General features: G+C 69.3%; 19 protein-coding genes. 12 read left to right on the top strand and 7 right to left on the bottom strand.

Annotation, left to right across the window (positions count from 1 at the left end; genetic code table 11):
• From A949_RS35170 to A949_RS35165, 3 genes are all read left to right on the top strand, one after another.
• Nucleotides 1-1,584, top strand: a 1,584-nt coding sequence (locus A949_RS35170) for a helix-turn-helix domain-containing protein (protein WP_019359923.1), incomplete at its 5' end; no start/stop codon positions are given.
• Nucleotides 1,585-2,000: 416 nt separating this feature from the next.
• Entirely contained in the window at nucleotides 2,001-3,353 is a 1,353-nt protein-coding gene (locus A949_RS0130825; RefSeq protein WP_019359922.1) for a hypothetical protein, read from the top strand.
• A 74-nt stretch (nucleotides 3,354-3,427) separates the two neighbouring features.
• Nucleotides 3,428-4,246, top strand: coding sequence for a DUF1266 domain-containing protein (locus A949_RS35165; protein WP_019359921.1), 819 nt, complete (start codon nucleotides 3,428-3,430; stop codon nucleotides 4,244-4,246).
• 32 nt (nucleotides 4,247-4,278) lie between these two features.
• Here the strand turns inward: A949_RS35165 and A949_RS0130815 are convergent, their stop codons facing one another.
• Nucleotides 4,279-4,647: a VOC family protein gene (locus A949_RS0130815; RefSeq protein WP_019359920.1), complete on the bottom strand. Its 369-nt coding sequence runs from the start codon at nucleotides 4,645-4,647 to the stop codon at nucleotides 4,279-4,281.
• A 540-nt stretch (nucleotides 4,648-5,187) separates the two neighbouring features.
• Between A949_RS0130815 and A949_RS39570 the strand changes: the two genes are divergently transcribed.
• On the top strand, nucleotides 5,188-5,316 hold the full coding sequence (locus A949_RS39570) for a DUF6408 family protein (protein WP_272944218.1): 129 nt from the start codon (nucleotides 5,188-5,190) through the stop codon (nucleotides 5,314-5,316).
• A gap of 58 nt (nucleotides 5,317-5,374) precedes the next feature.
• Here the strand turns inward: A949_RS39570 and A949_RS0130810 are convergent, their stop codons facing one another.
• Complete coding sequence (locus tag A949_RS0130810) at nucleotides 5,375-7,462, bottom strand: DUF2075 domain-containing protein (protein ID WP_237735950.1); 2,088 nt, start codon at nucleotides 7,460-7,462, stop codon at nucleotides 5,375-5,377.
• Nucleotides 7,463-7,622: 160 nt separating this feature from the next.
• A complete protein-coding gene (locus tag A949_RS0130805) occupies nucleotides 7,623-9,503 on the bottom strand; it encodes a DNA/RNA helicase domain-containing protein (protein ID WP_026005203.1) in 1,881 nt (626 codons plus the stop codon).
• A gap of 306 nt (nucleotides 9,504-9,809) precedes the next feature.
• On the opposite strand from A949_RS0130805, the gene pglW reads away from it, so the two are divergent.
• The 3 genes from pglW (at nucleotide 9,810) to A949_RS0130790 (ending at nucleotide 19,622) form a co-directional block, all read left to right on the top strand.
• Entirely contained in the window at nucleotides 9,810-14,561 is a 4,752-nt protein-coding gene (gene pglW / locus A949_RS0130800; protein WP_019359917.1) for a BREX system serine/threonine kinase PglW, read from the top strand.
• A gap of 55 nt (nucleotides 14,562-14,616) precedes the next feature.
• Nucleotides 14,617-18,240 carry a BREX-2 system adenine-specific DNA-methyltransferase PglX gene (gene pglX / locus A949_RS0130795; RefSeq protein WP_019359916.1) on the top strand — a complete coding sequence of 1,208 codons (3,624 nt, stop codon included), beginning with the start codon at nucleotides 14,617-14,619 and terminating at the stop codon, nucleotides 18,238-18,240.
• 500 nt (nucleotides 18,241-18,740) lie between these two features.
• Nucleotides 18,741-19,622 (top strand): GNAT family N-acetyltransferase, encoded by an 882-nt coding sequence (locus A949_RS0130790; RefSeq protein WP_237735948.1) that lies wholly within the window; start codon nucleotides 18,741-18,743, stop codon nucleotides 19,620-19,622.
• 53 nt (nucleotides 19,623-19,675) lie between these two features.
• Here the strand turns inward: A949_RS0130790 and A949_RS35160 are convergent, their stop codons facing one another.
• Nucleotides 19,676-20,575: an asparagine synthase-related protein gene (locus A949_RS35160; protein ID WP_158687659.1), complete on the bottom strand. Its 900-nt coding sequence runs from the start codon at nucleotides 20,573-20,575 to the stop codon at nucleotides 19,676-19,678.
• Between the two features lie 106 nt (nucleotides 20,576-20,681).
• Here A949_RS35160 and A949_RS38365 point away from each other — a divergent pair, with 106 nt between their 5' ends.
• Nucleotides 20,682-20,819, top strand: coding sequence for a hypothetical protein (locus A949_RS38365; RefSeq protein WP_019359913.1), 138 nt, complete (start codon nucleotides 20,682-20,684; stop codon nucleotides 20,817-20,819).
• A gap of 170 nt (nucleotides 20,820-20,989) precedes the next feature.
• Here the strand turns inward: A949_RS38365 and A949_RS38360 are convergent, their stop codons facing one another.
• Nucleotides 20,990-21,127 carry a hypothetical protein gene (locus A949_RS38360; protein ID WP_158687658.1) on the bottom strand — a complete coding sequence of 46 codons (138 nt, stop codon included), beginning with the start codon at nucleotides 21,125-21,127 and terminating at the stop codon, nucleotides 20,990-20,992.
• Nucleotides 21,128-21,458: 331 nt separating this feature from the next.
• On the opposite strand from A949_RS38360, the gene A949_RS39815 reads away from it, so the two are divergent.
• Complete coding sequence (locus A949_RS39815; protein ID WP_019359911.1) at nucleotides 21,459-21,995, top strand: CHAT domain-containing protein; 537 nt, start codon at nucleotides 21,459-21,461, stop codon at nucleotides 21,993-21,995.
• 267 nt (nucleotides 21,996-22,262) lie between these two features.
• Nucleotides 22,263-22,391: a hypothetical protein gene (locus tag A949_RS39565; RefSeq protein ID WP_019359910.1), complete on the top strand. Its 129-nt coding sequence runs from the start codon at nucleotides 22,263-22,265 to the stop codon at nucleotides 22,389-22,391.
• Between the two features lie 106 nt (nucleotides 22,392-22,497).
• Here the strand turns inward: A949_RS39565 and A949_RS0130765 are convergent, their stop codons facing one another.
• Together A949_RS0130765 and A949_RS0130760 are read right to left on the bottom strand one after the other, a co-directional pair.
• Complete coding sequence (locus tag A949_RS0130765) at nucleotides 22,498-22,707, bottom strand: DUF397 domain-containing protein (RefSeq protein ID WP_026005202.1); 210 nt, start codon at nucleotides 22,705-22,707, stop codon at nucleotides 22,498-22,500.
• Entirely contained in the window at nucleotides 22,689-23,531 is an 843-nt protein-coding gene (locus tag A949_RS0130760; protein ID WP_019359908.1) for a helix-turn-helix domain-containing protein, read from the bottom strand. Before A949_RS0130760 ends, A949_RS0130765 begins: the two co-directional genes overlap by 19 nt.
• Before the next feature lie 185 nt (nucleotides 23,532-23,716).
• Between A949_RS0130760 and A949_RS39680 the strand changes: the two genes are divergently transcribed.
• Nucleotides 23,717-24,133, top strand: coding sequence for a hypothetical protein (locus A949_RS39680; protein ID WP_019359907.1), 417 nt, complete (start codon nucleotides 23,717-23,719; stop codon nucleotides 24,131-24,133).
• A gap of 23 nt (nucleotides 24,134-24,156) precedes the next feature.
• The gene (locus A949_RS0130750) at nucleotides 24,157-24,465 is read left to right on the top strand and encodes a hypothetical protein (protein WP_158687657.1); all 309 of its coding nucleotides are present in this window, start codon (nucleotides 24,157-24,159) and stop codon (nucleotides 24,463-24,465) included.
• The last annotated feature ends 234 nt before the right edge of the window (nucleotides 24,466-24,699 follow it).

Raw genomic sequence — 24,699 nt, 5'->3', positions numbered from 1 at the left:
GCCGCACACGGTCAGGTGCTGCTCGCCCCCGGCACCGACGACTCCTCCGACACCGCCCCGCTGGTGCTGCGGTCCGCGGCCCGCGCCGGGGCCGCGGCCGTCGTGGTGCGGCGCGGCGCGTCCGGCGCGGATCCGCGGCTGCTGGAGGCGGCCGCCGAGACCGGCACGGCAGTGCTGACCCGCGCCCCCTGGGTCGAGTGGACCGAGCTGATCGGCATGCTTCGGGCCGGGCTGGCACACGCCGGCGGGCCGCCCGCCGGCGAGTCCCCCACCGACGTGCCGCTCGGCGATCTGCCCGCCCTGGCCCGCGCCCTGTCGGCCCTGGTGGGCGGCGCCATCACCATCGAGGACCCGGACTCGCGGGTACTGGCCTTCTCCCCCACCGAGCACGGCTCCGACCCGCTGCGCCGCCAGACCATCCTCGGCCAGCAGGTGCCCCGCTGGCGGCTGGCCGAGCTGACCGCCAGCGGATTCCTGCGCACCCTGTGGTCGACGGACGATGTGGTGCACCGCCCCGCGGAGGGGCAGTTCGCCGAGCGGCTGGCCGTCGCGGTGCGCGCGGGAGATGAGGTGCTCGGCTCGATCTGGGCCGCCGCCGACGGCAGCCCGCTGCGGGAAGCGGCACGGCAGGCACTGCGCGAGTCGGCACGTACCGCGGCCCCACATCTGCTGCGGCACCGGCAGCGCACCCAGCAGGGGGCGGCGCATCGCAGGCGGGCGGTGCGGGACCTGCTGGAGGGCGCCGGGGACGCCGACTCCGCCGCCGCCCTCGGACTCACCCCCGAAACGCCCTGCGTCGTCCTGTCCGTCACGACCCGGGACGCCGTCGCCAACCGGGGCGCCGTCGCCAACCCGAGCGGCCCTCCGCCGGCCGCAAACCGAGGAGCGGAGCCCCACGACGCCCACGACCGGGCGCTGCGCCTGGCATCCCTGCAGGCGACCGCACACCAGCCGACCGGGCATCCGCTGCGGGACGCCGACCGGCTGGACATCCTGCTCCCGCTGCCCGACGGGGAGCCTGCGGCGGCGGACGCAACCGCCCGGCGGCTGGCCCTCCGGCTCGCCGCCGCGGTCCGCGACGCCGGGGCCCTCCCCCTGGTCGCCCTCGGTACGCCGCAGCCGGCCCCGGCACAGGCACCCCGGTCGCGCACCTCCGCACACCTCGTCCTCCGGGTGCTGCGGGACCGCAGCGCACGAGCCGTGCACGACGGCGCTCCGGAGCCGCTGGAGGTCGCCGCGGAACCGGATGTGCGCGCGGCACTGGACGTCCTGCGTGCCGTACACGCAGTGGCCGGACTGACGCCGCCGGTGGACAGTCCGGTGCGGGAGCTGCTGACCCACGACGAACAGCACGGCACCGCGCTGGCGCCCACCCTCGCCACCTACCTCGGCAGATTCGGCGACGTCCCCGGCACCGCGCGGGAACTGGGTGTGCATCCGAACACCCTGCGCTACCGGCTCCGCCGACTGCGCACCCGTTTCGGGCTCGACCTCGACGACCCCGATGTGCGGCTGCTGGCCGAACTGGGACTGCGCGCGTCGGGCCGCCGTCCGGCAGCGCCGCGGGACGACCCGTCGGAGTGAGCGGCGCCGCGGCGCGTTGTACGGCCGGATCGCGTTGCGCGGCCGCAGTCGCGTCGTACGGCCGCGGTCGCGTCGTACGGCGGCACAAGACAGCGGGGCTGCACGTGGTGCGCGGGCACGAGGCCCGCCGGGACGCCGCCGCCCCGTTGGACCGGCGGCCACCTGAGCGCCCGGAGGTTCGGCCCCGCCGCCGCAGACCGGGCGGGTGACCGCGGCGCACAGTGGACGGGTGTTCGCGGGATGACGGGGGACGTGGCAGCCGACGACCGGCAACCGCTCCGCCGGGGCGGGACGGCCGACCAGTCCACCGGCCCGGCGACGGAGTCACGGAGCCGACCCGGGGAACCCGACACACGAGCCGCCCCGGGGAACCGGGAGCCCGCCCCGCGGGGCCGACCAGGTGAAGGGAGTCGCAGATGGTGCCGGACGCCGTGGCGCGCAGACAGGAGGCCGTCCGGGCGGCGGTCCGCGAAGGGCTGCTGGGCCCGGAGGCGCCGGTCGCCGCCCTGCTCGACGTCGAGGGCATCCGGGAGAGTGCCCGGCAGCTGCACGCCGCGTTCGCCGGCCCCTCCCCCGTGCTGCACACCTTCGCCGTCAAGGCGGCCTCCCTGGTGCCCGTGCTGGAACTGCTGGACGAGGAAGGAATCGGCGCCGAGGTGGCCAGCCCGGGAGAGCTGGCGCTCGCCCGCGCCGCCGGCGTCCCGGCCGCCCGGACCGTCCTCGACTCCCCCGCCAAGACGCCCGCCGAGCTACGGGACGCGCTGGAGACCGGCGTGGCCGTCAACGCCGACAACCCGCAGGAACTCTCCCGTCTGGACGCCCTGGTGGCCGAGCGCGCCGCGGCGGGCCAGGCGCCGGGGGCACCGCTGGGCCTGCGGATCAACCCCCAGGTGGGCACGGGTGCCATCGGCGCGATGAGCACCGCGACGGCCACCTCGAAGTTCGGGGTGGCGCTGCGCGACGAAGGGGCCGAGCAGTGGATCGTGGACAGCTTCCTGGCCCGCCCCTGGCTGACCCGGCTGCACTCGCACACCGGGTCGCAGGGCGTGCCGCTGGAGCTGATGGCCGAATCGGTGCGGGTCGTCTACGAACTGGCGGAACGGATCAACCGCGAGGCGGGCCGACAGCAGATCGACACGGTCGACATCGGCGGCGGCCTCCCGGTCAACTTCGCGGGCGACGAGACCGACCCGTCGTTCGACACCTATGCCCGGCTGCTGCGCCGCACCGTGCCGGGACTGTTCGACGGGCGGTACACCCTCGTCACCGAGTTCGGCCGCTCGCTGCTGGCCAAGCAGGGCTTCATCGCCGCGCTGGTGGAGTACACCAAGGATTCCGGCGGCCGCCGCATCGCCGTCACCCACGCGGGGGCGCAGGTGGCGACCCGTACCGCGTTCGCCCCCGAGGCCTGGCCGCTGCGGGTGGGCGCCTTCGACGCCAAGGGGGCACCCAAACGCACCCCGGACCTGGTGCAGGACGTGGCGGGGCCGTGCTGCTTCGCCGGGGACCTGGTGGCCCGCGAGCGTACGCTGCCCGAACTGGCGCCCGGCGACGTGGTGACGCTGTGGGACACGGGCGCCTACTACTTCTCCACGCCCTTCCAGTACAACAGCCTGCCCCGGCCCGCGGTGCACGGCTTCCGGCGGGACGGCGACGGTGGTCCCCGCTTCTCGCTGGTCCGTGCGGCGCAGCGGATCGACGAGGTCGTGGCGGAGAGCGGCGCCGCCCAGCGCGGGGCACTCACCGGCGGTCCCGCACCCGGCCGCTGAGCCGGACGGGCGGCCCGGATAGGCTCCCGCACCGTTCCCGGAAACACCGGGGGTGTTCCGCACGGGGGTCGAGTGTGTTCGGTTTTCTCCGCAAGTCGCCGATCTTCCCCTGGGCGGGCGACCGGCTGCGGTCGGCCCGCGCCGGGGGCGAGACGGACCAGTCGGTGCTGCGCGGCCTCGCCTGCGGAGCACATCTGAAGTACGCCAACGGCGACCCGTGGAACACGGTCGCCGACCCGCGCCCGGCACCCACCTGGGAGCGCACCCGGCTCAAGTCCATGTGGAACGTCACCGACGCGCACCAGTGGCACGAGATGGTGCAGGAGCTGCTGGACGGCCAGATCTCCACCCCGCTGTGGGACATGGCCATGGGAGCCCGCGCCGCGCTTCACGTCCGGCGGCAGGGCACCCCGGAGGCCGGACAGCCGGTCTCGGAGCAGGCGTGGAACGACGCACTGGGACGCTGGCTGGTGGACCGGCTCGGCCCCCACCACCCCGAACTGCGCGACACCTCGGCGGCGCTCCGCGAGACCGTCAGCCGCGTCCTGCGCTACGAGGCCCGCTTCCGCGAGGACGGCCTGCTGCACCACGACGCCGTCGTACGCCGCACCCTGGCCTGGGACCTGGGCCGGGCCGCCAACATGGCCTGCTGGGGCGTGGACGCGGGCTTCGCACAGTCCGACGAGGCACGCGAAGCCCTCCGCGTCGTGGGCTCCGCAGCGGCGGAGGAATACGACACCTGGAGAGACTTCTCCCTCGGCTACGTCCTCGGCCGCTGCCTGCACTTCGACGAGGACGCTTTCGGCTCCTGGTACCGCGAGGTCCGCGACTCCCACCGGCTCCTCACCGCCGACCGCAAGAGCCCCTGGACGGCGCTGCCGCTGCGGGGCTGAGGGGCCGGGCTTCCGGAGGCCTGCACTCGCTGTCAGTGATGTCCGGTGTCGATGACGCAGAAGCGGTTGCCCTCCGTGTCGGCGAGCACGACGAAGTCCGCGTCCTCCGAAGCGAGATCCCAGTCGACCCGCCGCGCCCCCAGCGAGACCAGTCGCTCGACCTCGGCGGCCTGATCACGCGCGTCCCCGGCGTACAGGTCCAGATGAACCCGGGGATGTTCCTGGACAGGTGTCTCGCTGAGACCGAGCGAGAGTTGCACCCCGGTCCCCTCCGCCGGCACCAGCACCACCCAGTCGTCGGCCATCTCCTCACGGGCGACGTAGCCCAGGGCCGCCGACCAGAACGCGGCCGCACGCGGCACATCGGAGACACCCAGCACGACGGAACCGACTCTCAGCACTCGCCGATTCTGGCAGACGGGACACCAAGCGCCCGCCCTGCATCTCAGCCATCCCGGAGCAATAGCAAGGCGCGAAGGCCAGCGGCGCCAGCTCTGTCGACGAAGCAGCACTTTCAGGAAGCGTGCCGACCGCCGAGGGCGACCGCTCGCCGCCCCGCTTTTCGCTGAGCTCTGGACGACGTTCGGGCCGACAGTTGCATCGGCGGCCGTAAGGCCAGGCACGGTCGCACCACCACGCCCTCCTGAGACCTTCAGTCGGTTTCGGGCAGCGCGGTGCGGCAGCGTGAGCCGCCTACAAGGAGGCAGGCAGTGTTCACGACGCCGGGCAGGTGAGGCCCGCCCACCAGGACGCAACCACTCGATGCGATACGGTTGTTGTGCTGCGCACCTTCCCGGAGGGTACGAGGCTCACGTTCCATTCTCACTGCAGTGAGTGTGAGGAGCGGATGGCACGTCGTGTTTTCACAGCACGGACCTTGCGGCTGCCCGGTAGGGCAATCCCGCTCTGCTATCAGCAACTCACCCTGTGGAGTGGTAAGAGTGGAGCCGGTCGAGTACAAGTCCGCGCGTCGTGCACGGGTCCGCAAGATCCTGCTCGACATCGCTACCAACACCGTCACCAGCTTGCTGGCAACGGGACTGGTAGCAGTAGCCACCCATCTCTTCTGAGGTGGGTGGCCGTGGCGGGTCCGGAGAGCCCGCCACGCTTCTTCCCACTGATCGAATTCTAGAACAGCGGCAGGGTCTGCTCTTTGCTGGTTGCCTTCTGTTTTTTCTTACCCTGATCAGGGCGCATTTGATGCTGGACGCGCAAGCCGGGGGGCAGACGTTTCCATGACGGCCTGAGACCGTGAATCTGCACTTCCCCGACGAGTTCCTTGAGGTGTTCCCTCGTCTCCTCGTCCGTCGAGTAGAGCACCGTCGCACGACTGGCACGGGTCATGAGGACGTGATAAGCATTACGGACACAGGTAGCGAACTGAGTGTCACTCAGGTTTTTCGTCCGAACCTTGTCATCCAGTGAACCCGGCGCGGCAACCCGCTTGATTCGGCTTCCCTTTTCCTTGCACCATCGACCTCGCCGAAACACCCAACGGCCGTCGCGCCACACCATGTCTTCGCCCATGATGACCCCGCACCAATCCCATTCGAGTCCTTGGGCGGTGTACACGCAGCCGATCTGGCTGATACCGGCTTCGTGCACGGCCCAGATCTTCGACGGAGGCACGGTGCCGTTCTCGCAGTAGCTCTCGCTGTCAGCATTCCACGGTCGGCGCCAGTCGCCGATGCGTACATCCGCCTCCAGTCGCTTTCCAGGGTTCTGCGGCTTGTTCCAGGGCCAGCAGAACCCCGCCACCATACGTGCGGAAGCACCCATACGCGCCTCGTGATGAATGATCCGCTCCATCTCCTCGGGTGATTCCGCGACCTCGACATGCATCAGCCCGTCCGGGACCCACACCTTCGGGCCCTGACCTGACATACCCAGAACATCCTGAACCCAGTACACATAGGAGTTGCTTCCGCCGCACCGATACTGGTGCCTCAGGTCGAATGAGACGACCGGCGCCCCCCGCCGTTCCGCCGCATTCTTGATCAGGTTTACCGTGCCCACCTCATTGGGCCGAACGGACTGCCCTTCATCAAGAAAGAACACCGTCACCCGTGATGCGTCCAGCAGCTCATCGACCTGCGGCTTGGTTCCCTGCATTTCTGGAGGGAGGCGGTGGTTCGTGGAGCGCTCCCTCAGCCGGTGCGCCTCGTCGCAGATCAGCACATCCAAGGGTTCCTGCGGCGGAGTGACAAAGCTGCTGAAATAGGCGAAACTGTCCCTGAATGCGCGATCTCCGTAGCCCACGTGGTTCTGGATTGCTCCGTTGAAAGCCCTGGAACCGCTCGCATAGCGGACATCGCGGCCCGCTGCTTCGAACTCGGCTTTGAGCTGCAGACCGATGGCGCTCTTCCCAGTTCCCGCACCGCCGGTGACGACGAAGACGGCACGCTCGGACCCAGTGGCATGCATGCCCAGAACCTTGGCGGCCCTGTCCTTGACGTGATCCGCCACCTTCCGCTGATCGCGACGCAAGGTGAAGACAGTGTCCTCCCCGCGAGACATGATCATGGCATCCAGCAGGGATGTGTTCCGCAAGCCCATGCGGCTGAGGAGGGTCTCGGCATGGGAGATCCCGCTGTCCTCCCCGAAGTGTGCCCGCATGTCTTCCATCAGCTGTTCCCGCCGGTCACGGGTATAGACCGCGGAGTAGGCCCCTGTCGGCGCAGTGATGTCAAAGAGTGGCTGAACCGACTCCTGGGTGGCGTTGTGCAGGTAGGTGAAGCCGCTGCACTCGACGGTAATCCCGTGGAGCGGTCCGATTTCCCCAGCGAAGAGGTCGAAACTGGTCGCCAGTTGCAGGGCGGGGTGCTTCTTCGCTTTCGGGATTCCTGGCACATAGACCTTCTCGGCGGTTGCGGCCTCCACCTGCGTCACGGTCGACCATCTTTTCAGCTCGACGAGTTGCACGGAGAGGCCATGCGATACCGGATGCCTCCCGACCAGCACCACATCGATGGTCTGGGCGTGCTTCGGATCTCCGCCGACGGTGGCTGCGCACTCGACGATCATCTCGACGTGTCCGAGATCCGCGTTCACCATGGTGTGGGCCAGCTCCACCAGGCTCTCTGCCCACGCGGTCCGCTCACCGACGGAGACTTCCTTCTCCCGGAAGTATTTCCACCGCTCTGCCAGGTGCGGCACCATGCGGTGCCGCTCGTCCAGCGTGAGCAGGTCTTCGGCACGGAGCTTCAGCAGAAGCATGGACACGGACTGGTCTCCCCCAAGGCACGAGTGACTCGTGCGGGTGGGGGCGTGTCCGTGTGGCTCCGGATGAGCGGAGCGGAAGCCCGTCGGGCCGCAATGTTCTGGGCAATTCTAGTGAACGGCGACGACCGGGCGCGGTCGCGGCGGTGTCACGGTGTCACACGGCAGCAGTCTCGAGCTGGGCGCCGACCAGTTCGCGGAGCTTCGCCTGAGTCTCGGGATCCGTCGAGTGGACCACGGTGCCGACCATGCCGCGTGTCAGCAGGACCTTGTAGGTGTTGCGGATGAGCCGGTCCACGTCGTCGTCGGACGTCGTCTTCGTGAAAGCCGGGTCCTTCGACACCGTACGGTCGGTGATCCACCGGTCACCGCGCCAGAGCAGGTCGGGCCCGATGATGACACCCGACCAGTCGTACTCGAAGCCCTGGGCCGTGTAGACGCACCCGACCTGTCCGAACCCGGCCGGGTCGGTGGCCCACAGCGCAGAGGGGGGCGCCCCCGCCACCCCTCGGTCGCCTCGCAGGTTCCAGGGGCGTGCCCAGTCGCCGATCACGACGTCGGCGGGCAGGGGCTCTCCCGGCTTCGGCTCGGGCGACCACGTCCAGCAGTAGCCGGCCGACATCCGGGCGCCGAAGCCCTGGGCGCGCCGTTCGTCGAGGAAGCGCTCCATCTCCTCCGGGCTGTCGGCGATCCGCAGCTCCATCCTGTCGTCCGGCTCCCAGACGACGGGGCCGCCCTCCTCCAGTCCCAGGAGCCGCACGACCCACCGGAGATACGCGTCGCTGCCGCCGCAGCGAAACTGGCTGTCCAGCGGGATGACGGTGCAGGCGAGGTTCTTCTTCTCGGCCGCGGCCCTGATCTCGGCCTCGGTACCCAGTTCGCCGGGGCGGACGACCTGGTGCTGGTCGAGGAGGAAGACAGGGACGCGAGCGGCGTCGATCAGCTCTTCCACCTGGGGTTTGCCGGTGCGGAGAGCGGCGGAGGTGTAGCGGTTGGCAGAGGTCTCCCGCATGCGGTGCGCCTCGTCGCAGATCAGCACATCGAGGGAGTTCTTCTCGGCGGCCATGAAGCTGTTGAAGTATTTGAAGAGGTCCTGCACCTCGCGCTTCCGGAAGCCCGCCACCTTGCGCATCGTCTTGGTGAACGCCTGCGAGCCGGTGGCGTGCAGCGCGGAAATCCCCTGCCGGTAGAGCTCGCCCAGCAGGGAGAGAGCGATGACGCTCTTGCCCGTGCCGGGGCCGCCGGTGACGACCACGACCTCCTTGCTGTCGGCCTGCTTCGCCTTCCGGACGGCGTTGAGGACCATGCGGTACGCCACCTGCTGCTCGTCCAGGAGCACGAACTGCTCCCGCTCGCGCACTTCCTGGGCCGCGATGGCCATCAGTTGCTTCGAGGGGCCCTGCTTGCCGTTGAGAAGCTCGTCGGCCCTCGGTGCCCCGGGGGCCGTGTCGCTCAGTTTGGAGCGGAGGTACTTCAGGAACTCGCCTCGCTGCTGTCCGGTGAACATCTGGCCCTGGTCGTCCCGCTCGATCGCGCGCAGACCGGCGACACCGAACTCGGTGGCGTTGTGCAGGTAGGCCACGCCACTCACGCGGTGCGGGTGCTCGGCCAGGGCACCGTTGAAGTTGACGAGGTACTGGCAGTATCGGCGGACCTGCTCGATCGGGTTGAGCACGGGAGCCGTGCGGCCGACGTGGCACAGCTCCGCATCCTCCTCGTCGGGTTCCGCCTGCCCCCATTGCTTGAGCTCGACCACGACATAGGAGGGCTCCCCGGTGGCGGGATGCCGACCCGCGAGTACCGCGTCGGCGCGCTTGCTGTTCAGCGGGAGGGCGTACTCGAGGAGCACCTCGACGTCGCCGAGGCCGGCTTCGTTGAGTGCGGTCACGAGCGCGGGGATGCTCCGTTCCCAGGAGCGGGCCTCCGAGGAGCCGACCCCGTGGCCGTGCTGGTGGAAGAACTGCTCGGTCAACTGGAAGAAGAGGGAGCCGTCCATCGCCATGGCGGCAACCGTCTTGGCGGACGCGCGGAACAACAAGAAATGCCCCCAGGCAGCACGATGTGACTCGTGCGGGTGGGGGCGTGTCCGTGTGTCTCCGGGTGAACGGAGCGGAAGCCCGGCGGGCCGCAGATGGCGAGGCGATCAAGGATACCGGCGCCGCGCAGCCATGTCGCAAGGGCGTGGGTGATGCCTGCTGCCGTCGCGGATCTGCACGTGAGCGGCGCGTATGCCGCCTCCCACAGTTACGATTTTCACCCTGATGGTGATCGCCTTGTCGGGGGGCGGCAAGAGCCGGCGATCCGTCAACCATGCACGGTGGCTTGAGAAGGCGGGGACGGAACGATGCGGGAAGGCCGGTGGACGACGGTCACCGAGTCCGAGTTCGACCATGAGCGTCGCGGGCTGGAGGCCATCCGCCGGCAGTTGCCGGACGCGGACCCGTGGCGGGCCTGGTCGAACTTCACGTTCACCGCGAACACCGGCCATGTGCGGGAGGTGGACCTGCTCGTCGTCGCGCCCAGCGGGGTGTGGATGATCGAGCTGAAGAACTGGCACGGCTCGCTGACGAGTGAGAACGGAACCTGGGTCCAGACGACTCCGCGGGGGCATCGCCGTCCGCACGGCAATCCGCTGCATCTGGTGAGCAAGAAGGCCCGGGAGCTGGGCGGGCTGCTGCGGCAGCGCGGCGGGCGGGCGTGGGTGGGCGAGGCGGTCTGCTTCACCGAGGACTCGCTGCGTATCCGGTTGCCCGGCCACGACCAGAACGGCGTGTTCAGCGTCGATCAGTTGGTCGCCATGCTCGAGCGCCCTCCCCGCGACGAGCGGCACCGCATCACACCGACCACGTCCCGCGAACTCAAGGGCGCGCTGGAGGGGGTGGGTATCCGGCGCAGTGACGCCGAATACCGGGTGGGCCCCTACCAACTGGAGCGCAAGGCGTTCGACTCCGGGGAGACGTGGGCCGACTACCTGGCCCAGCACGCCGAGTTGCCCGAGTCGGCGCGGGTGCGGGTCTATCTGCGCGAGCGCGGCTCGGACGCCACCATCCGGCAGTCCGTGGAGAACGCGGCCCGGCGCGAGGCCGCCGTGCTGCAGCGCTTCCGGCATCCGGGGGCGGTGCAGTACAAGCAGTACCACCCCTCGGGCCACTCCGCGGGCCCGGCGCTCATCTACGACTACCACCCGCAGACGCTGCGTCTGGACGAGTATCTGCTCCAGTACGGGGAGAAGCTCGACATCCTCGGCCGGATGGCACTGGTGCGCCAGTTGGCCGAGACGATGCGCTCCGCGCACTCCAGCCGCATCCACCACCGGGCGTTGGCCGCCCGTTCGGTGCACGTCATTCCCCGCAACCGGGGCCGCCAGGGACAGACGGTCGGCGAGGACGCCGCGTGGCAGCACCCGCATCTGCAGATCTCCGACTGGCAGATCGCCACCCAGCGCAGCGGCACCGGCTCCTCCGGCGCCGGTTCGACCCGGTACGCGCCGACGGCCCTTTCCGCGATGCACCTCGCCGATGTCTCCGACCCTTACCTGGCACCCGAGTTGACGGCGCTGAACGCCGACCCGGTGTCCCTGGACGTCTACGGCTTGGGCGTGCTCACGTATCTGCTGGTGACGGGCAAGGCTCCGGCGGCGAGCCAGGCCGAGCTGGTCGCCCGGCTGGAGGCCGGTGAGGGGTTGCGGCCCAGTGGGCTGGTGGACGGGCTCTCGGAGGACATCGACGACCTGGTGCAGGCGGCCACGGCCTACCGGCCGGAGCGGCGGCTGTCCACGGTGGACGAGTTCCTGGAGATGCTGGAGCTGGTCGAGGACACTCTCACCAGCCCGGCCGACCCCGCCGTCGCCGAGGAGGCCGAGGCGCCGGAGAAGGACCCGCTCGAAGCCGTGACCGGGGATGTGCTCGGCGGACGCTGGGAGGTCCTGCGCCGCCTGGGCACCGGCTCGACCAGCCGGGCCTTCCTCGTCCGCGATCTGGAGCACGAGGCGCGCAGGACGCGCCCGCTGGCCGTACTGAAGGTGGCGCTGTCCGACAGCCGGGGCGAGGTCCTGGTCCGGGAGGCCGAGGTGATGGGGCGGCTGCGCCCCGACTCCCGCGTCATCCGGCTCGTGGAGCCGCAGCCGCTGCGCCTCGGGGGCCGCACGGTGCTCGCCCTGGAGTACGTGGGCGACGAGCGCGAGGAGGCCGTCGAGCCGTCCGCCTCCGGCAGCGGTCGCCGACGGCACCGGGGCGAGACCGTGGCCCGGCTGCTCCGGGAAGGCGGGCGCCTCCAGATTGACCAGTTGGAGGCGTACGGCGACTACCTGTTCGGCGCGGTCGACTTCCTGGAGGGTGAGAGCGTCTGGCACCGCGACATCAAACCGGACAATATTGCCATAAGGGTCCGTCCGAACCGCACCCGTGAGCTCGTCCTCATCGACTTCTCCCTGGCCGGCTACCCGGCCAAGAACCACGAGGCCGGCACGGAGGGCTATCTCGACCCGTTCATCGGCACCCTGGTGCGCACCGCCTACGACTCGCACGCCGAGCGGTACGCCGTCGCGGTCACCCTGCACCAGATGGCCTCCGGCGAGCTGCCCAAGTGGGGCGACGGCTCGGTCCTGCCCCGGCAGACCGACCCGGAGGAGTTCCCCTGCCCGACCATCGCCGCCGACGCCTTCGAACCCGCCGTACGCGACGGCCTGGTGCGCTTCTTCCGCAAGGCCCTGCACCGGGACGCCGCCGAACGGTTCCCCGAGCTGAAGCCGATGCGGGACGCCTGGAAGAGGATCTTCCTGGACGCCTCGCAGACGGTGCCCTCCAGCCACCGCTCCCGGCACAGCAGCCATCCGGGACACTCCGGCCAGGACGGTCGGGCAGCCCAGCAGCAACAGCAGGGAGGCCAGCCGAAGGCCGCGGACGGAACGCCGGACGGCCGGCCCGGCATCGCGGACGCCGAACCGCTCTCCGCCGAGCAGCAGCGCGAGCAGTTGGCCGAGCAGGTCACCCGCGACACCCACCTCTCCGCGGCGGGCCTCACCCCGGCCGCCGAGTCGTTCCTCTACGGCCTCGGCATCACCACGGTCGGCGGCCTGCTGGACTACAGCCGCCGCAAGCTCCTCAACGCCCCGGGCCTGGGCGCCAAGACCCGCGGTGAGGTCCAGCGCCGCCAGCGCCAGTGGGGCGAGCTGCTCCGCGAGGCCCCCGTCTCGCCGCTGACGGCACGCGGCCGGGCCGAGGCGAAGGAAGAGCTGGCGCAGCTCACCCGCACCGAGTCGGCTGTCGCCGACGGTGTCGCCGCGACCACCGATCGGCCCGAGGAGCTGCCGGAATCCGCGCTGCGCGCCCTCAGCCTCGACACCCTCGCCACCGTCCTGGTCCCGGAGCTGAACAACAACGGCTCCAACCACAACAAGGTCGAGATGGTCCGGCTGCTGCTGCGGCTGCCGGACGAGCACGGCACCCTGCCCGGTATCGGCGTCTGGCCCAAGCAGAGGGAGGTCGCCGACGCGCTGGGGCTGTCGGCCGGCCGCATCCCGCAGATGCTCAAGGAAGAGCGCAAGCGCTGGAAGAAGCGCCCGGAGGTGCGGGCCCTCCGCGACGAGATCACGGAACTGCTGGCCGGACTGGGCCGTGTCGCCTCCGCCGTCGAGATCGCCGACGCACTCGTGCTGCGCCGCGGCACCCAGCTCCCGGAGCGCCCCCAGCGGCGCGCGCTGGCACTCGCGGCGGTCCGGGCCGTGGTGGAGGTCGAACAGCTCGAACCGGAGAGCGCCCAGTTCCAGCACCAGCCCAACCGCAAGGCCACCGAGGAGGTCCTGGGCGCCGGGCTGCTCGCCCTGGACGTACGGGAGGCCGACGAGGAGACGGGCATGGAGGGCGACCCTCCGGACACCCCCACCGCGCCCGGTCTGCTCGACTACGCCTCCCGGCTGGGCAAGACCGCCGACCGCCTGGCCAGGCTGGACACCCTGCCGACGGCCACGACGGTCCTGGCCGAACTCGGCGCCCTCACCCCGCCGCCCGGCGAGGTCGAATGGGACGAGCGCCGCTTGGTCGAGCTGGCCGCCTCAGCGTCCACCAACGCGGCGGCCACCCCCCGGCTGGAGATCTACCCCCGCGACCTGGACCTGGTACGGGCCCTGCGACTCACCCAGGCGGGCCTGGTACGCCTCAACCCGGGTGTGCCGGACGAATGGCAGCCCGGACTGACCGGGCAGGACGTGCACGAGCGCGTACGCACGCGCTTCCCCGAACTCGTCGTCCCGGACGGCCGGGGCGGCACAACCCGCGACCTGCCGACCGCGGGCCCGCTGACGAAGGCCCTGCGCAGCGCCGGCTTCGACCTCACCCTCTCGCTGCGCGAGGACACGAAGACGCTGCGCTACCTGCCGACCCGGATGGACTCGGCCTCCAGCTATCTGACGACCGGCGCCTGGCGCCGCTCCACGGACGTCGGCACGGTCACCCGCTACTCCGACGACCCGACACTGGCCGACGCCGTCCGGACCGACGAGCGCCTCCTCGCCTCCGCACGGCGGGACGGCTACCGCGTCCTGACCGTACGGGAAGCGCGTGCCTGGCAGGCCACTCAGGAACTGGGGTCGGCAGACGGCCGGTTCCGCGCCCGCGTCGTCTCGGTGACCGAACTCTTCCTGGAGGCCATGCACGCCCTGGTCCCCGAGGGCACCAAGCCCACCTGGGAGACGCTGCTGAAGGCCGATGTCGCCGAGCCCGGCTCGCGGGGTGCGATGAAGTTCGCGGAGTACGCGCGTACGGCGTGGGGTTCGGTGGAGCCACGGGTGCGGGAGCTGCTGGGCGGCGGCGCGGACAGCGGTTTCCGCGCAGGCTCCGGACCTGGTGAGGGCCCGGTGCTGCTGACGGATGCCGCCGTCTTCGCACGGTACGACGCGATGGGCGTGCTGGACCGCCTCGCGGAAGCGGCCCGCCAGGGCGGGCGCGGCCTGTGGCTGCTGGTCCCGCAGAGCGACCCGGCCCGGGAACCGAAGCTGGGGTCCGTCGCCGTCGCGTACCAGGCGGGCCTGGGCGAGTGGATCACCCTGCCGGAGTCGTGGGTGCAGAACGCCCACCGGTCGGGGGCGAGCAGCAAGTGAGCGGCGAGCAGATGAAGCGTGCAGTTCAAAAGTTCGAGTTAGAGGGAGACGTCGCGTGATCGACCGCAAGGCTCTGTTGAACGACCTCAAGCAGCAGGTCAAGGCGGTCCAGAGCGATCTCGCGCAGCAGGTGAAGTTGGCGGGTGACGTCGGGGCCAAGCTGCGGAGTGAGTACGACCGGGCGAAGAAGCTCGGGCGGACGGCCGCCACCTGGAACAGTTGGCTGGACGAGCGCGTCACTCAGGTCGCGGTGGCGTGGGTGCTGGGTACGGTCTTCGTCCGCTTCTGCGAGGACAACCGGCTGATCCCGGAGCCGTATCTGACGGCCCCGGAGGACGACCGCCGGGATCTGGCCCTGGCGCGGTACGAGGAGTACGTGGCCACGGCGGATGACCCGACGTACCGGGGGTGGATCGAGCGGGCCTTCGACGAGCTGGGCGCCGGGCAGGCGGGCCGGCTGCTGTTCGACCGCCGCCACAATCCGCTGTTCCAGATTCCCTTGTCGCACGATGGCGCCCGGGAGCTGGTCGAGTTCTGGCGGGAGCGGGACGAGGCGGGCGTCCTCGTCCACGACTTCACGGACCCCCTGGAGGAGGACGGCGACGGCACGCGGGGCTGGGACACGCGGTTCCTCGGCGACCTGTACCAGGACCTCAGCGAGGCAGCGCGGAAGACGTACGCGCTGCTGCAGACCCCGGAGTTCGTCGAGGAGTTCATCCTCGACCGGACGATGACCCCTGCGGTTGGGGAGTTCGGCTATGAGGGCCTGAAGATGATCGACCCGACGTGCGGATCGGGACACTTCGTGCTGGGCGCCTTCCGGCGGCTGGTGCGGCTGTGGGCGGAGGGCCGCCCAGGTGTCGACGTGCACGAGCGGGTGCGGGCTGCGCTCGACTCGGTGCACGGGGTGGATGTGAACCCGTTCGCGGTGGCGATTGCGCGGTTCCGGCTGTTGGTTGCGGCGATGGCGGCCAGTGGGATGCGCACGCTGGAGGAAGCGGGGCGCTATGAGTGGCCGATGCATTTGGCAGTGGGCGACTCCCTGATCAAGCACCGGCACAAGCAGGGCAACCTGTTCGACGACTCGGAGGAAGAGGGCGCCGACGAGCTCGCGGACTTCAAGTATGAGATGGAGGACGTGCACGAGCACCCGGGGATTCTTGAGCCGGGGCAGTATCACGTGGTGGCGGGGAATCCTCCATACATTTCAGTCCTCGATAAGAGGCTAAATGAATTGTACCGGAGCCTGTACAGCTCTTGCGTTGGAACATACGCTCTCTCTGTGCCATTCGCGCAGCGATTCTTCGAGCTTTCAATCGAAGGCAGCCAAGACACTGGGCATGGTTACGGCAGAGTCGGCCAAATCACATCCAACTCCTTCACGAAGCGAGAATTCGGCAGAACGCTAATCGAGTCGTATTTTCAGCATGAGATCGAATTGACCGAGGTCATTGATACTTCCGGCGCATACATTCCGGGGCATGGAACTCCTACCGTCATCCTGATCGGAAAACGACGTAGAGGTGGCACTAAGTCCCGCATGATCCGGACAGTACGGAGCGTCCACGGTGAGCCTAAGGCACCAGAAAAAGGTAGCATCGGGCTCGTTTGGACCGCAATAATCGATCAGATCGACAACCCGGGAAGCGTAAGTCAATGGGTTTCAGTAGATGACCTGGAAAGGGAAGAGTGCTTCGCCACTCAGCCCTGGATCCTATCTGACGGGGGCCTTGAAATGACCCGCCAGCTAGATAAGACTAGTATCAATCTCTTGAAATTTGTCATTGAGCTTCCAGTGGGACGCGCCATCCGAGCCGGAGCTGATGAGGCATTCATTCGCCCAGCTCGAAGCACCCATCGAACGATCGCTAATCGACAGGGGCTCCGACCATTGATGACTGGCGAGGTGGTGCGAGATTGGGGCGCCGACCCAAAAGAAACAATTTGGTTCCCGTATGCACAGGAGCTTCAGCCCAGCGATCTGGCCAACGAACTTTGGCCGTTTCGCCGCCTCCTCGAAGTTCGGCGCACGTTCCAAGGAAACATGGAGGATGCAGGTCTCCACTGGTGGGAGTTCATGCAATATACCCCCTCCGCCTATCGCACGCCGCTATCAATCACGTTCGCCGAAGTTGCTACACACAATCATTTCGCTTTGGATTATGGTGGAAACGTATTCAAACAGACCGCGCCAGTAATCAAACTTCGCAACGGAACCAATGAGGAGGGGCATCTAAACATTCTCGGCGTGCTCAATAGCTCTGTGGCTGCATTGTGGCTCAAGCTGCGTTGTTACCCCAAGGGGGGCGATCCGATCGGAGGGGACGGAGCGCGCGTCAGTTCTCAACCCTGGACAGACCGCTACCAGTTCAATGGCGCAAATATCGCGGAGTTCCCCCTTCCCGCCAATCCGCCCACTCGATTTCCAATTACGCTGGACAATTTGAGTCGCAAACTCACCGCCGTCAGCCCATCGACTACCGCTAAAACGGCCACTCCCACAACTCGCGCCCTTCGTGCGGCCTGCGGCGCTTGGATTGCAACGCGCGCCCGCATGATCGCCCTCCAAGAGGAACTCGACTGGCAGGTCTACTCCCTCTACAACCTGCACCCCGAGGACCTCCGCGTCTCCGAGGACCCGGACTCCCCCGACATCCCGGAACTCGCGCTCGGCGAACGCGCCTTCGAGATCGTGCTGGCCCGCAAAGTGCAGGCCGGGGAAGCCAGCGACGAATGGTTCAAGCGGCACGGCTCCACGCCCATCACCGAGATCCCCGAGCACTGGCCCTCCGCATATCGCGAGGTGGTGCAGAAGCGGATCGATGCCATTGAGTCGTCCCGCGCCATTGGCATGGTGGAGAGGCCCGAGTACAAGCGGCGGTGGGCGACCGAGGGGTGGGACGCGCTCCAGGAGAAGGCCCTCAAATCCTGGTTGCTCGACCGGATGGAGAACAAGGAGCACTGGTACGACGAGAACGGGATGCCCGCGCTCGTCACGCTCTCCCGGCTCACCGACGCGCTCTCTCAGGACGAGGACTTCGTGTCCGTCGCAAAGATCTATGCGCCCCGCAAGGAGCTGGCGACCGTCGTCGGCGAGCTGATAGCCGATGAGCACGTGCCGTTCCTCGCCGCCCTGCGCTACAAGCCCTCCGGGCTCAAGAAGCGGGAGGACTGGGAGCACGTATGGGACCTCCAGCGGGAGGAGGACGCGGCGCCGGACGAGCCGACCAAGCGGAAGATCCGCGACAGCATCCCCGTGCCGCCCAAGTACACCTCCGCCGATTTCCTCCGCCCCTCCTACTGGCGGGCGCGCGGCAAGCTGGATGTGCCGAAGGAGCGGTTCATCTCCTACGGGCAGACCAACGTGGCGAAGCCCGAGCTGTACGGCTGGGCCGGGTGGGACCACCAGGAGCAGGCGTACGCCCTCGACGCCTACATCGCCGCGCACGAGGAGCTGACGTCCGAGCAGGTGGCCCCCTTCCTCGCGGGGCTGCTGGAGCTCCAGCCCTGGCTGGACCAGTGGCACGACGAGTTCGACGCCACCTTCGGCGCCTCCCCTGCCGCCTTCTTCCGGGGAGACCGGCAGATGGTCCAAGGCGAGCACGGCCTGACGGACGACGACCTGCGCGCCTGGCGGCCGGCCGCGCCCGCACGTGGACGCCGAACTGCCAAGAAGTAACAGAGACTGCCCCTCACGACTCTCCGTCCCACACGCTGGTCACTCGTTCGGCGGGCTGGGCCGGAGGGCCGGCATCTCCATAGCTGACAGGTCGAGATCCGCGCAGTTGTAGCGGAAGGATCGTGGAGGGTCTCCGGGAGCGGGATGGCCTGCACGAGCCGGTAGGGAGAGGAGCCGAATCCCTGGCTCTTGGCCCGGGCCGTTGCGCCTTCGACATTCGCCTGCCAGGGCCGGTGCGTGTCCTGCCGGTGTGAAGGGAGTGACGGCCACGCCGAACGGGCTTGCCGAGAGAACGGGCAGGGCGGGCGTGCGACAACCGGCAGATCTGGTGCAGCTTCGTCCTCCGACAGGAGCAGCGGGAGACTGCCAACTCGTTCGTTCAAGTGGCCATCTCAAGCTCAAAGAGGGTTTCCAAACACCCCACGAAGGTGGTGGCGTGCGGACCGGGGCAGGGGCAGGCTGGAGCAGAAGGAATCCGACGAGGAAGGCGGAAGCAGCCCGTGGCGATCACGACATCCCGTTCGATGGCACAACTTTCGGTGCGGCCCTACGCGGCCACGGACGAGGCGGCCGTGCTCGATCTGGTGGGCGCCGATCGGCTGCCCGGCCAGCCGCTGGCTACTGCCACGATGCTCGCCGAGGCGCTGGCCGGCCGCTCGCCGGTGGACGGCGGCTGGTGGGCGGAGCTGGCCCCGCCCGTCACCGAGGTCATGCACAACGAGTCGGGGACGGTGCTCGGCATCGTCTCCTACGCCACCCGCCCCTCGGATGGGGCCGGGTTCATTCTGTGGCTGCACTGCCGCGAGGACCCCGCACTCGCCAAGGCCCTGGTCGCCCGCGCGCTCGACCGGCTCGGGGAGCGCACCGTGCACGCCTTCGAGTTCGCCTCCGCCCTCACCCTCGGCCTTGAGGGCCTTCCCGTCGGCCGCCGTCCGGCAACCCACCAGGCACTGGAAGACGCCGGGTTCACCGGCCGCGACCTGTGGCGCTACATGCGCAGTCCGCTGCCGATCGCAGGACTGCCGCGCGCCGCCCACGTCACGGTCGAGGAGTGTGAGGACCCGCCGGGCAAGCGCTTGGAGGTCCGCGAAGGCGGGGAGCTCCTGGCGGAGGCAACCATCGGCCGCCCCGTCGCAGAGGTGGGCGTGCTGTGGTGGATCAGCGTCGCCCCGCCTGCCCGCAGGCGGGGCCTGGGCCTGTCCCTGCTCGGCTCGGCCCTTGATCTGCTCACCGGGCTCGGCGCCAGAGAGGCGATCCTCTACGTCGACGACGACGCCCCGTCTGGCGATGTTGAGCGCGACCGCACCGCTGCCAACAGCATGTACGACCGGGCTGGCTTCAACGAGGTCGACCGGCTGCACTCCTTCACCCGCAGCCCGTAGACGCTCGGGAGCGCGCGTGCCCGCGCAACTGCTGGGGACTTGACCTCGTTGGATCAGCCGTTGAAAACAGCCGCTTTCTCGTCTGCCCCGGCAAGCCACCGCTCCAGGGCCGCCACGACCAGCAGTACTGCCGTGTCGGACTCGACCGCCAGCGCCTGGCCGTCGAGCAGTCCAGCCTCCACGCACCGCGGCGCGCGGCACCCGGATGTGGACGCTTGCGCGAGCGCGGTCTTGAAGTACTGCTTGTGCCGCGGCAGCACCGGCAGTGCCGCCGCGGGCAGCAACCGCACCACCTGTGCCTTGCATCGCAGGTAGGTCGACGGCAAGCCGGGGTGGTACCGGTCGCCCAGCGGCAGCGCGAGCGCGGCGGCGAGGAACGTCTCGTGCAGGAACGGCGACGCCTCAGCAACAGCGCTCGCGGGCGGGATCGCCTCGCGGGGAAAGGCCGCGTCCCATGAGTCGGCCCGTGCCCACGAACGCCCGGCTGCTGCGTGAGCGGCGACCTGGGTATCCACCCATTGCCTGGCCCACGCGGTCGCCGCCGACCGGTACGGCTCGGCGAGCACGGGTGGTGCGACCGGGTCACACCAGGCGGGCCAGTTCGCCGCCCAGTACGCCCGCGCCCGCAACCCGTGCGGGAGCAGACCTGCCATCGCTCCGGCCAGCTCGCCCGGCAGGCCAGGACCGGAGGAGGCGACATCGGCCATGTACCGGACAGCAGCCCGCACACCCCGGCGCGCGGCCACCGCAGCAGTAGCGAAGCGCGGGACCCCCAGCAGTTCATCCGCACCGTCGCCCGACAGCAGCACCCCGCAGCCGAGCGCTATCGCCCGCTCCGCAGCAGCGGCATTCACCTCCGGCAACGCATCCAACCGCGGCCCCACGGACGACCACACCGGCTCGGACCGGTCCCGGGCCGAGTCCAGAACCACCAACTCGGCCGGCAGTTCCAAGTCGGCCAGAAGCCGCCGGACCACTGCGGCGGCGCTGCCCCCCGGCATCGTCGGTCAGGTCGGTGGTGAACGCCACCACCCGACGCCCCTTGGCGATCCGCAGCGCGTGGACCAGAACTGCGAGGGAGTCCAGCCCGCCGGAGACCAGGACACCGATCACCTCGGCATCCGCGGCCACCGCCTCGACGGCCCGGGAAAACGCGCGGGGCAGCGAGCCCGGCTGCGGCTGCGGGAGCCCGGCTGAGACACGCTCCACGCCCTTCCACGGCGAACGGGGAACGAACTCCCCCAGTAGCGCGGGCGGAGCCAGCAGCAGCGCGAGGGCTTCCAGGTCGACAACAGGAGCGGGGCCGGCCAATGTCAGCGGATCCACTGACTGCTGGCCGACGCCGTCCTGAAACAGCGGGAACAAGCTCACCGGCGCCGCAGAGCCAGCATGCCCCGGCCCAGGTCCTTCATGAAGGCGACAGCACCGCGTTGCGGCTCGCCGCCCACGACACCTTTGCTGCCCTTGCCGTGCTGCCCATCTCCGGGCACGGACTTCGTCGACACGAACACCCCCCCTTCCCCAATGTAATCAACTGATCCCTCACTGTGACCAGGCATTCGCGTGCTGTCCAGAGGATTTCCAGCGATCGTCCGTGACTCGAAAGCGTCCAGCACGCGACCACACCTTCCGACGACCACTCCTGTCGCGTACCGAAATCGTCTCGCTCCGCCTCACTCGTTCGGCCCCAACGAGGCGGTCGACGCGGGTGAAACGGGAAGACCTGGCCCGCCGCGGGGCCGGTTTATGGCTGAGGTCAGGTAGGAGTCCGGTGCCGTCACCTGCGCGATCTCACGCTCAGGTCGAGAACAACGCGTACTGCGGAGCCGCGCCAAGATGTTTGTCACCACTGTGGACGTCGTCGCCATCGGTCACACCGGCGGCGCACCCTACGCACTCCGGGACCTGCTCGCCGGGTACGGGGCCGATGTCCGGCTCTTGCCCGTCGGATCTCCTCGCCACCTGGCCGACGTGTTGAACGGCACGCTGAGCCAAGCGGAGCACCTGGTCTTCAGTTGCCACGGCGATAGCCGAGGCATGGTCCTGGACCGGCTTGCACCCGAACTCACGGAGCAACAGCCCTTCAACGACGTACTCACCCCCGCAATCGTGGCCGAGCTGAGTTGCTCGCCCCGGTCCGCTGTGCTCAGCACCGGCTGTGCTACCGGGACTGATGCCCTGGCGCGCGCCTTCCTGGGCGGGGGGTGCTCTGCCTACGTCGCGCCTCTGAGATACCCAGCGGGAGCAGCGGTTCTAGCTTTCACCTCGGCCTTCTACTACCAGGTGCTCGTTCTCGGCTTCTCCCTACCCGAAGCGGTCGCCAGCGCCCGAGGGCTGGGCGGAGACACTGAATTGTTTCGCCTATGGACCTGACGACCAGGCATTGGCCACGGACCGTGCTCGCTGAACGGCTCAGTGCCGGTGGGCTGGCAGCTCTGAACCGAGGTGGTCGCGGTGGTCAAGGCTCGGGAGGCCGGGTCCGAAGCCGCATCCCGACGAAGCGAGGCTACCCCGAGAAGAGACAGCCCTCGTTTCATGTTCGGCGTCAGCCTGCATCGAGTAGGTGGCTGGCGAGGCACGCGTTCCTCGCCATCGACAGCGCTGCGTGGAGGCCGCTGACTTCGCAGGCCACATACGGCGTTGCTCATCGCCTTCCACCGCTACTACCGGCACAACATCCGCTTCCCCGACCCGGCCAAGAGCTCCATCCACAACGAGATGATCCAGTTCGTGGATTCGGTGGAGAAAGCAACCTCGTTGCGAGGCTGAGACGGCTTGGGGCGCTGCTCTCCTCTACGCAGATCGGCTGAGTACGCAGGGAAGCGGCTCCAGCGACCTACGACGCTGGAGCCGCTTCCCTGTTCTTGCTGTCGGCTCAGACGCGCAGCTCGCCGCCCTTGACGGCCGACACGAACACCGACCAGCGGTCCGCAGCGAACGTCAGTACCGGCCCGTGGGGGGCCTTGCTGTCACGGACAGGGACGAGGGTGGCGAAGTCATCGGAGACCTCGACGCACGCACCACCATCCTGATTGCTGTAGCTGCTCTTGCGCCAGCTCACGGCGCTCAGGTCGAGGGATCGCAAGGCACTTCCTCCAACATGCGCAGGATGAACTTTCGCGACTCGACTGGGGACAGCGCCAAATCGCGCACCGCATCGTACGCGAGCTGAAGTCGCTCGACCGCTGCAGTTTCCTCGAGCAGTTCGCCCCGGTAGCCGCTCTCCGTGTACGCCAACGTACGCCCCTCCGGCTGTCGGAGGTACCAGACGTCCACGTTCATCAGCCCATGAAAGCCCGCGCTGAAGGGCAACACCTGGAGCGCGACGTTCCTCCGGTCCGCCGCCCCCGCCAGATACTCCAACTGCGCCCGCCACTCCCCCGCGTCCCGCAGCGGCGTGCGCAGTACCGCCTCCGACAGGATGGTGCGGAACGGCGGTGCGTCGTCGCCCTCCAACAAGGAGCGCCGACTCATTCGAGCCTGCACCTGCTGTTCCAGGTCCAAGCCCTTGAGCCCACCGGCCGCGAGCACCTCACCCGCGTACCCCGGGGTCTGCAACAGCCCCGGCAGGACACTGACCGCAAAGTGCCACAAGCTCGTGGCCTTGGATTCCAGTTCCATGTAGCGGCGGTAGCGCTCGCGGAACTGGGTCTGGTCGTTGATGGCCAGCTCCCACAGGGCCAGCAGCAGCCCTGGGGTGCCGTAGTGCTGGTCGAGGGCCTCGACCACTTCGGGCCCACCCAGGGTCTCGCCGCTCTCCATCTTGCCGAACAGGGACCAGTCCCAGCCCAGTCGGTCGCCGAGCTGGCGGAGGCTCTCTCCGCGTTGCGCCCGCAGGTGCCGCAGTTCTTCCGCGAACCGGGCGCGTGGTTCACGGCTGCGGCCGGTGACCGCTCGCCTCGTCGGCATGGTGTGCCTCCGTGGAAGGTGTGGAACATGCGCTGGTCTGCCGGGGAAGCACAACCGGTCTGCGGTGTGCGCAGCTCAGCCAGGACGCATTCTCGTAATGCGCCCCTCACGCACGGTAGTTCAAATGGTGCGCGCCAGGCGGCGAAATATCAGCACAAACCATGAAAAGTTCAGGAGCGCCACCGATGGCGAGCCCCCAGCAGTCCCCGAACCTCGACGGCGCCTGCAACTCCGACGGAGCCTCAGGCAAGAGCGCCAACAGCAGCAGCGACAGCGCCCCGAACCCCGACGCCCACCCGAACGAGCTCCGCGGCTGGACAGAGGGCCGGGTACCGGCCGGGGCCGGCAAGATCCGGGAGGCGGTGACGGCGCGTGACGCGCTCGCCGAGGCGCTGACCCGCGCCGGTATCCAGCTCCCGGCGATGGACGTCCGCACCCCGTGGCGGGACGCGTCGGCGCGCAATGACGACGGCGGCGGCGGCGAGCGCGACATGCCGGACTCCGCGCGGGCCGCCCGGTACGCGCTCGTCCACCTCGGCGTCTGCTCGGCCTCCGTCGCCTTCGCGCTGGCGGCCGTGATCGCGCGGGGTGCCGGCCGGTGACGGACGGCGGAGCCCGGCCGCAGGTGTCAGTCATCGCCACGCCGGTGGGACCGGTCGTCGGCTCGGCGGTGCGGGATCTCGCCCGTGACCGGGTCGGGGTGGTGATGGGGCGGGAGGGTCCCTATATCCAGCTCCGACCGCTGGGCGGGGGACGGGAGTGGGACGCGGACCCCGGCCGCGTCCGGCTGCTGACCCACGCCGAGGTGCTCAGTGCTCGGGTCGCGGAGCTGAACGAGCGCAGTCGGCGGCACCTCGAACTCGGCATAGCGCCAGGGGTGCCGGGCACACCATTGGCCGACGGCCAGGCCCGGCCCGGCACGTTCGACCTGTGAGCGCGGCCCGCCCTGCGGCTGCCCGGCATCGACCGGGCAGCCGGGCAGCCCCCGGGCCTCCCCGTTCGCCGCCTGGCGCAGCGTGCCTGACAGCACGTCACGATGTGACTGCATCTCATGACCCCGCTCCCCTGCGCGACTTCTGTATCGGAGAATGGTCCCGGACCAGGATGAAGATCCGCACAGAAGAAGACCCGCAGACCCGTCGATACGACGGATGGCACGGCCACGACC

Source organism: Streptomyces sp. AA1529 (assembly GCF_000280905.1).
GTDB lineage: Bacteria > Actinomycetota > Actinomycetes > Streptomycetales > Streptomycetaceae > Streptomyces.
The sequence above is the reverse complement of the archived record's forward strand: the minus strand, read 5'-3'. Positions and strand labels throughout refer to the sequence as shown.

Excerpts from the sequence above, each read along its gene's own strand:
- A949_RS39815 (WP_019359911.1), top strand. The coding sequence starts at position 21,459 with ATGTTTGTCACCACTGTGGACGTCGTCGCCATCGGTCACACCGGCGGC.
- A949_RS0130810 (WP_237735950.1), bottom strand. The coding sequence starts at position 7,462 with ATGCTTCTGCTGAAGCTCCGTGCCGAAGACCTGCTCACGCTGGACGAG.
- A949_RS39680 (WP_019359907.1), top strand. The coding sequence starts at position 23,717 with ATGGCGAGCCCCCAGCAGTCCCCGAACCTCGACGGCGCCTGCAACTCC.
- A949_RS0130760 (WP_019359908.1), bottom strand. The coding sequence starts at position 23,531 with ATGCCGACGAGGCGAGCGGTCACCGGCCGCAGCCGTGAACCACGCGCC.
- A949_RS0130825 (WP_019359922.1), top strand. The coding sequence starts at position 2,001 with ATGGTGCCGGACGCCGTGGCGCGCAGACAGGAGGCCGTCCGGGCGGCG.
- pglW (WP_019359917.1), top strand. The coding sequence starts at position 9,810 with ATGCGGGAAGGCCGGTGGACGACGGTCACCGAGTCCGAGTTCGACCAT.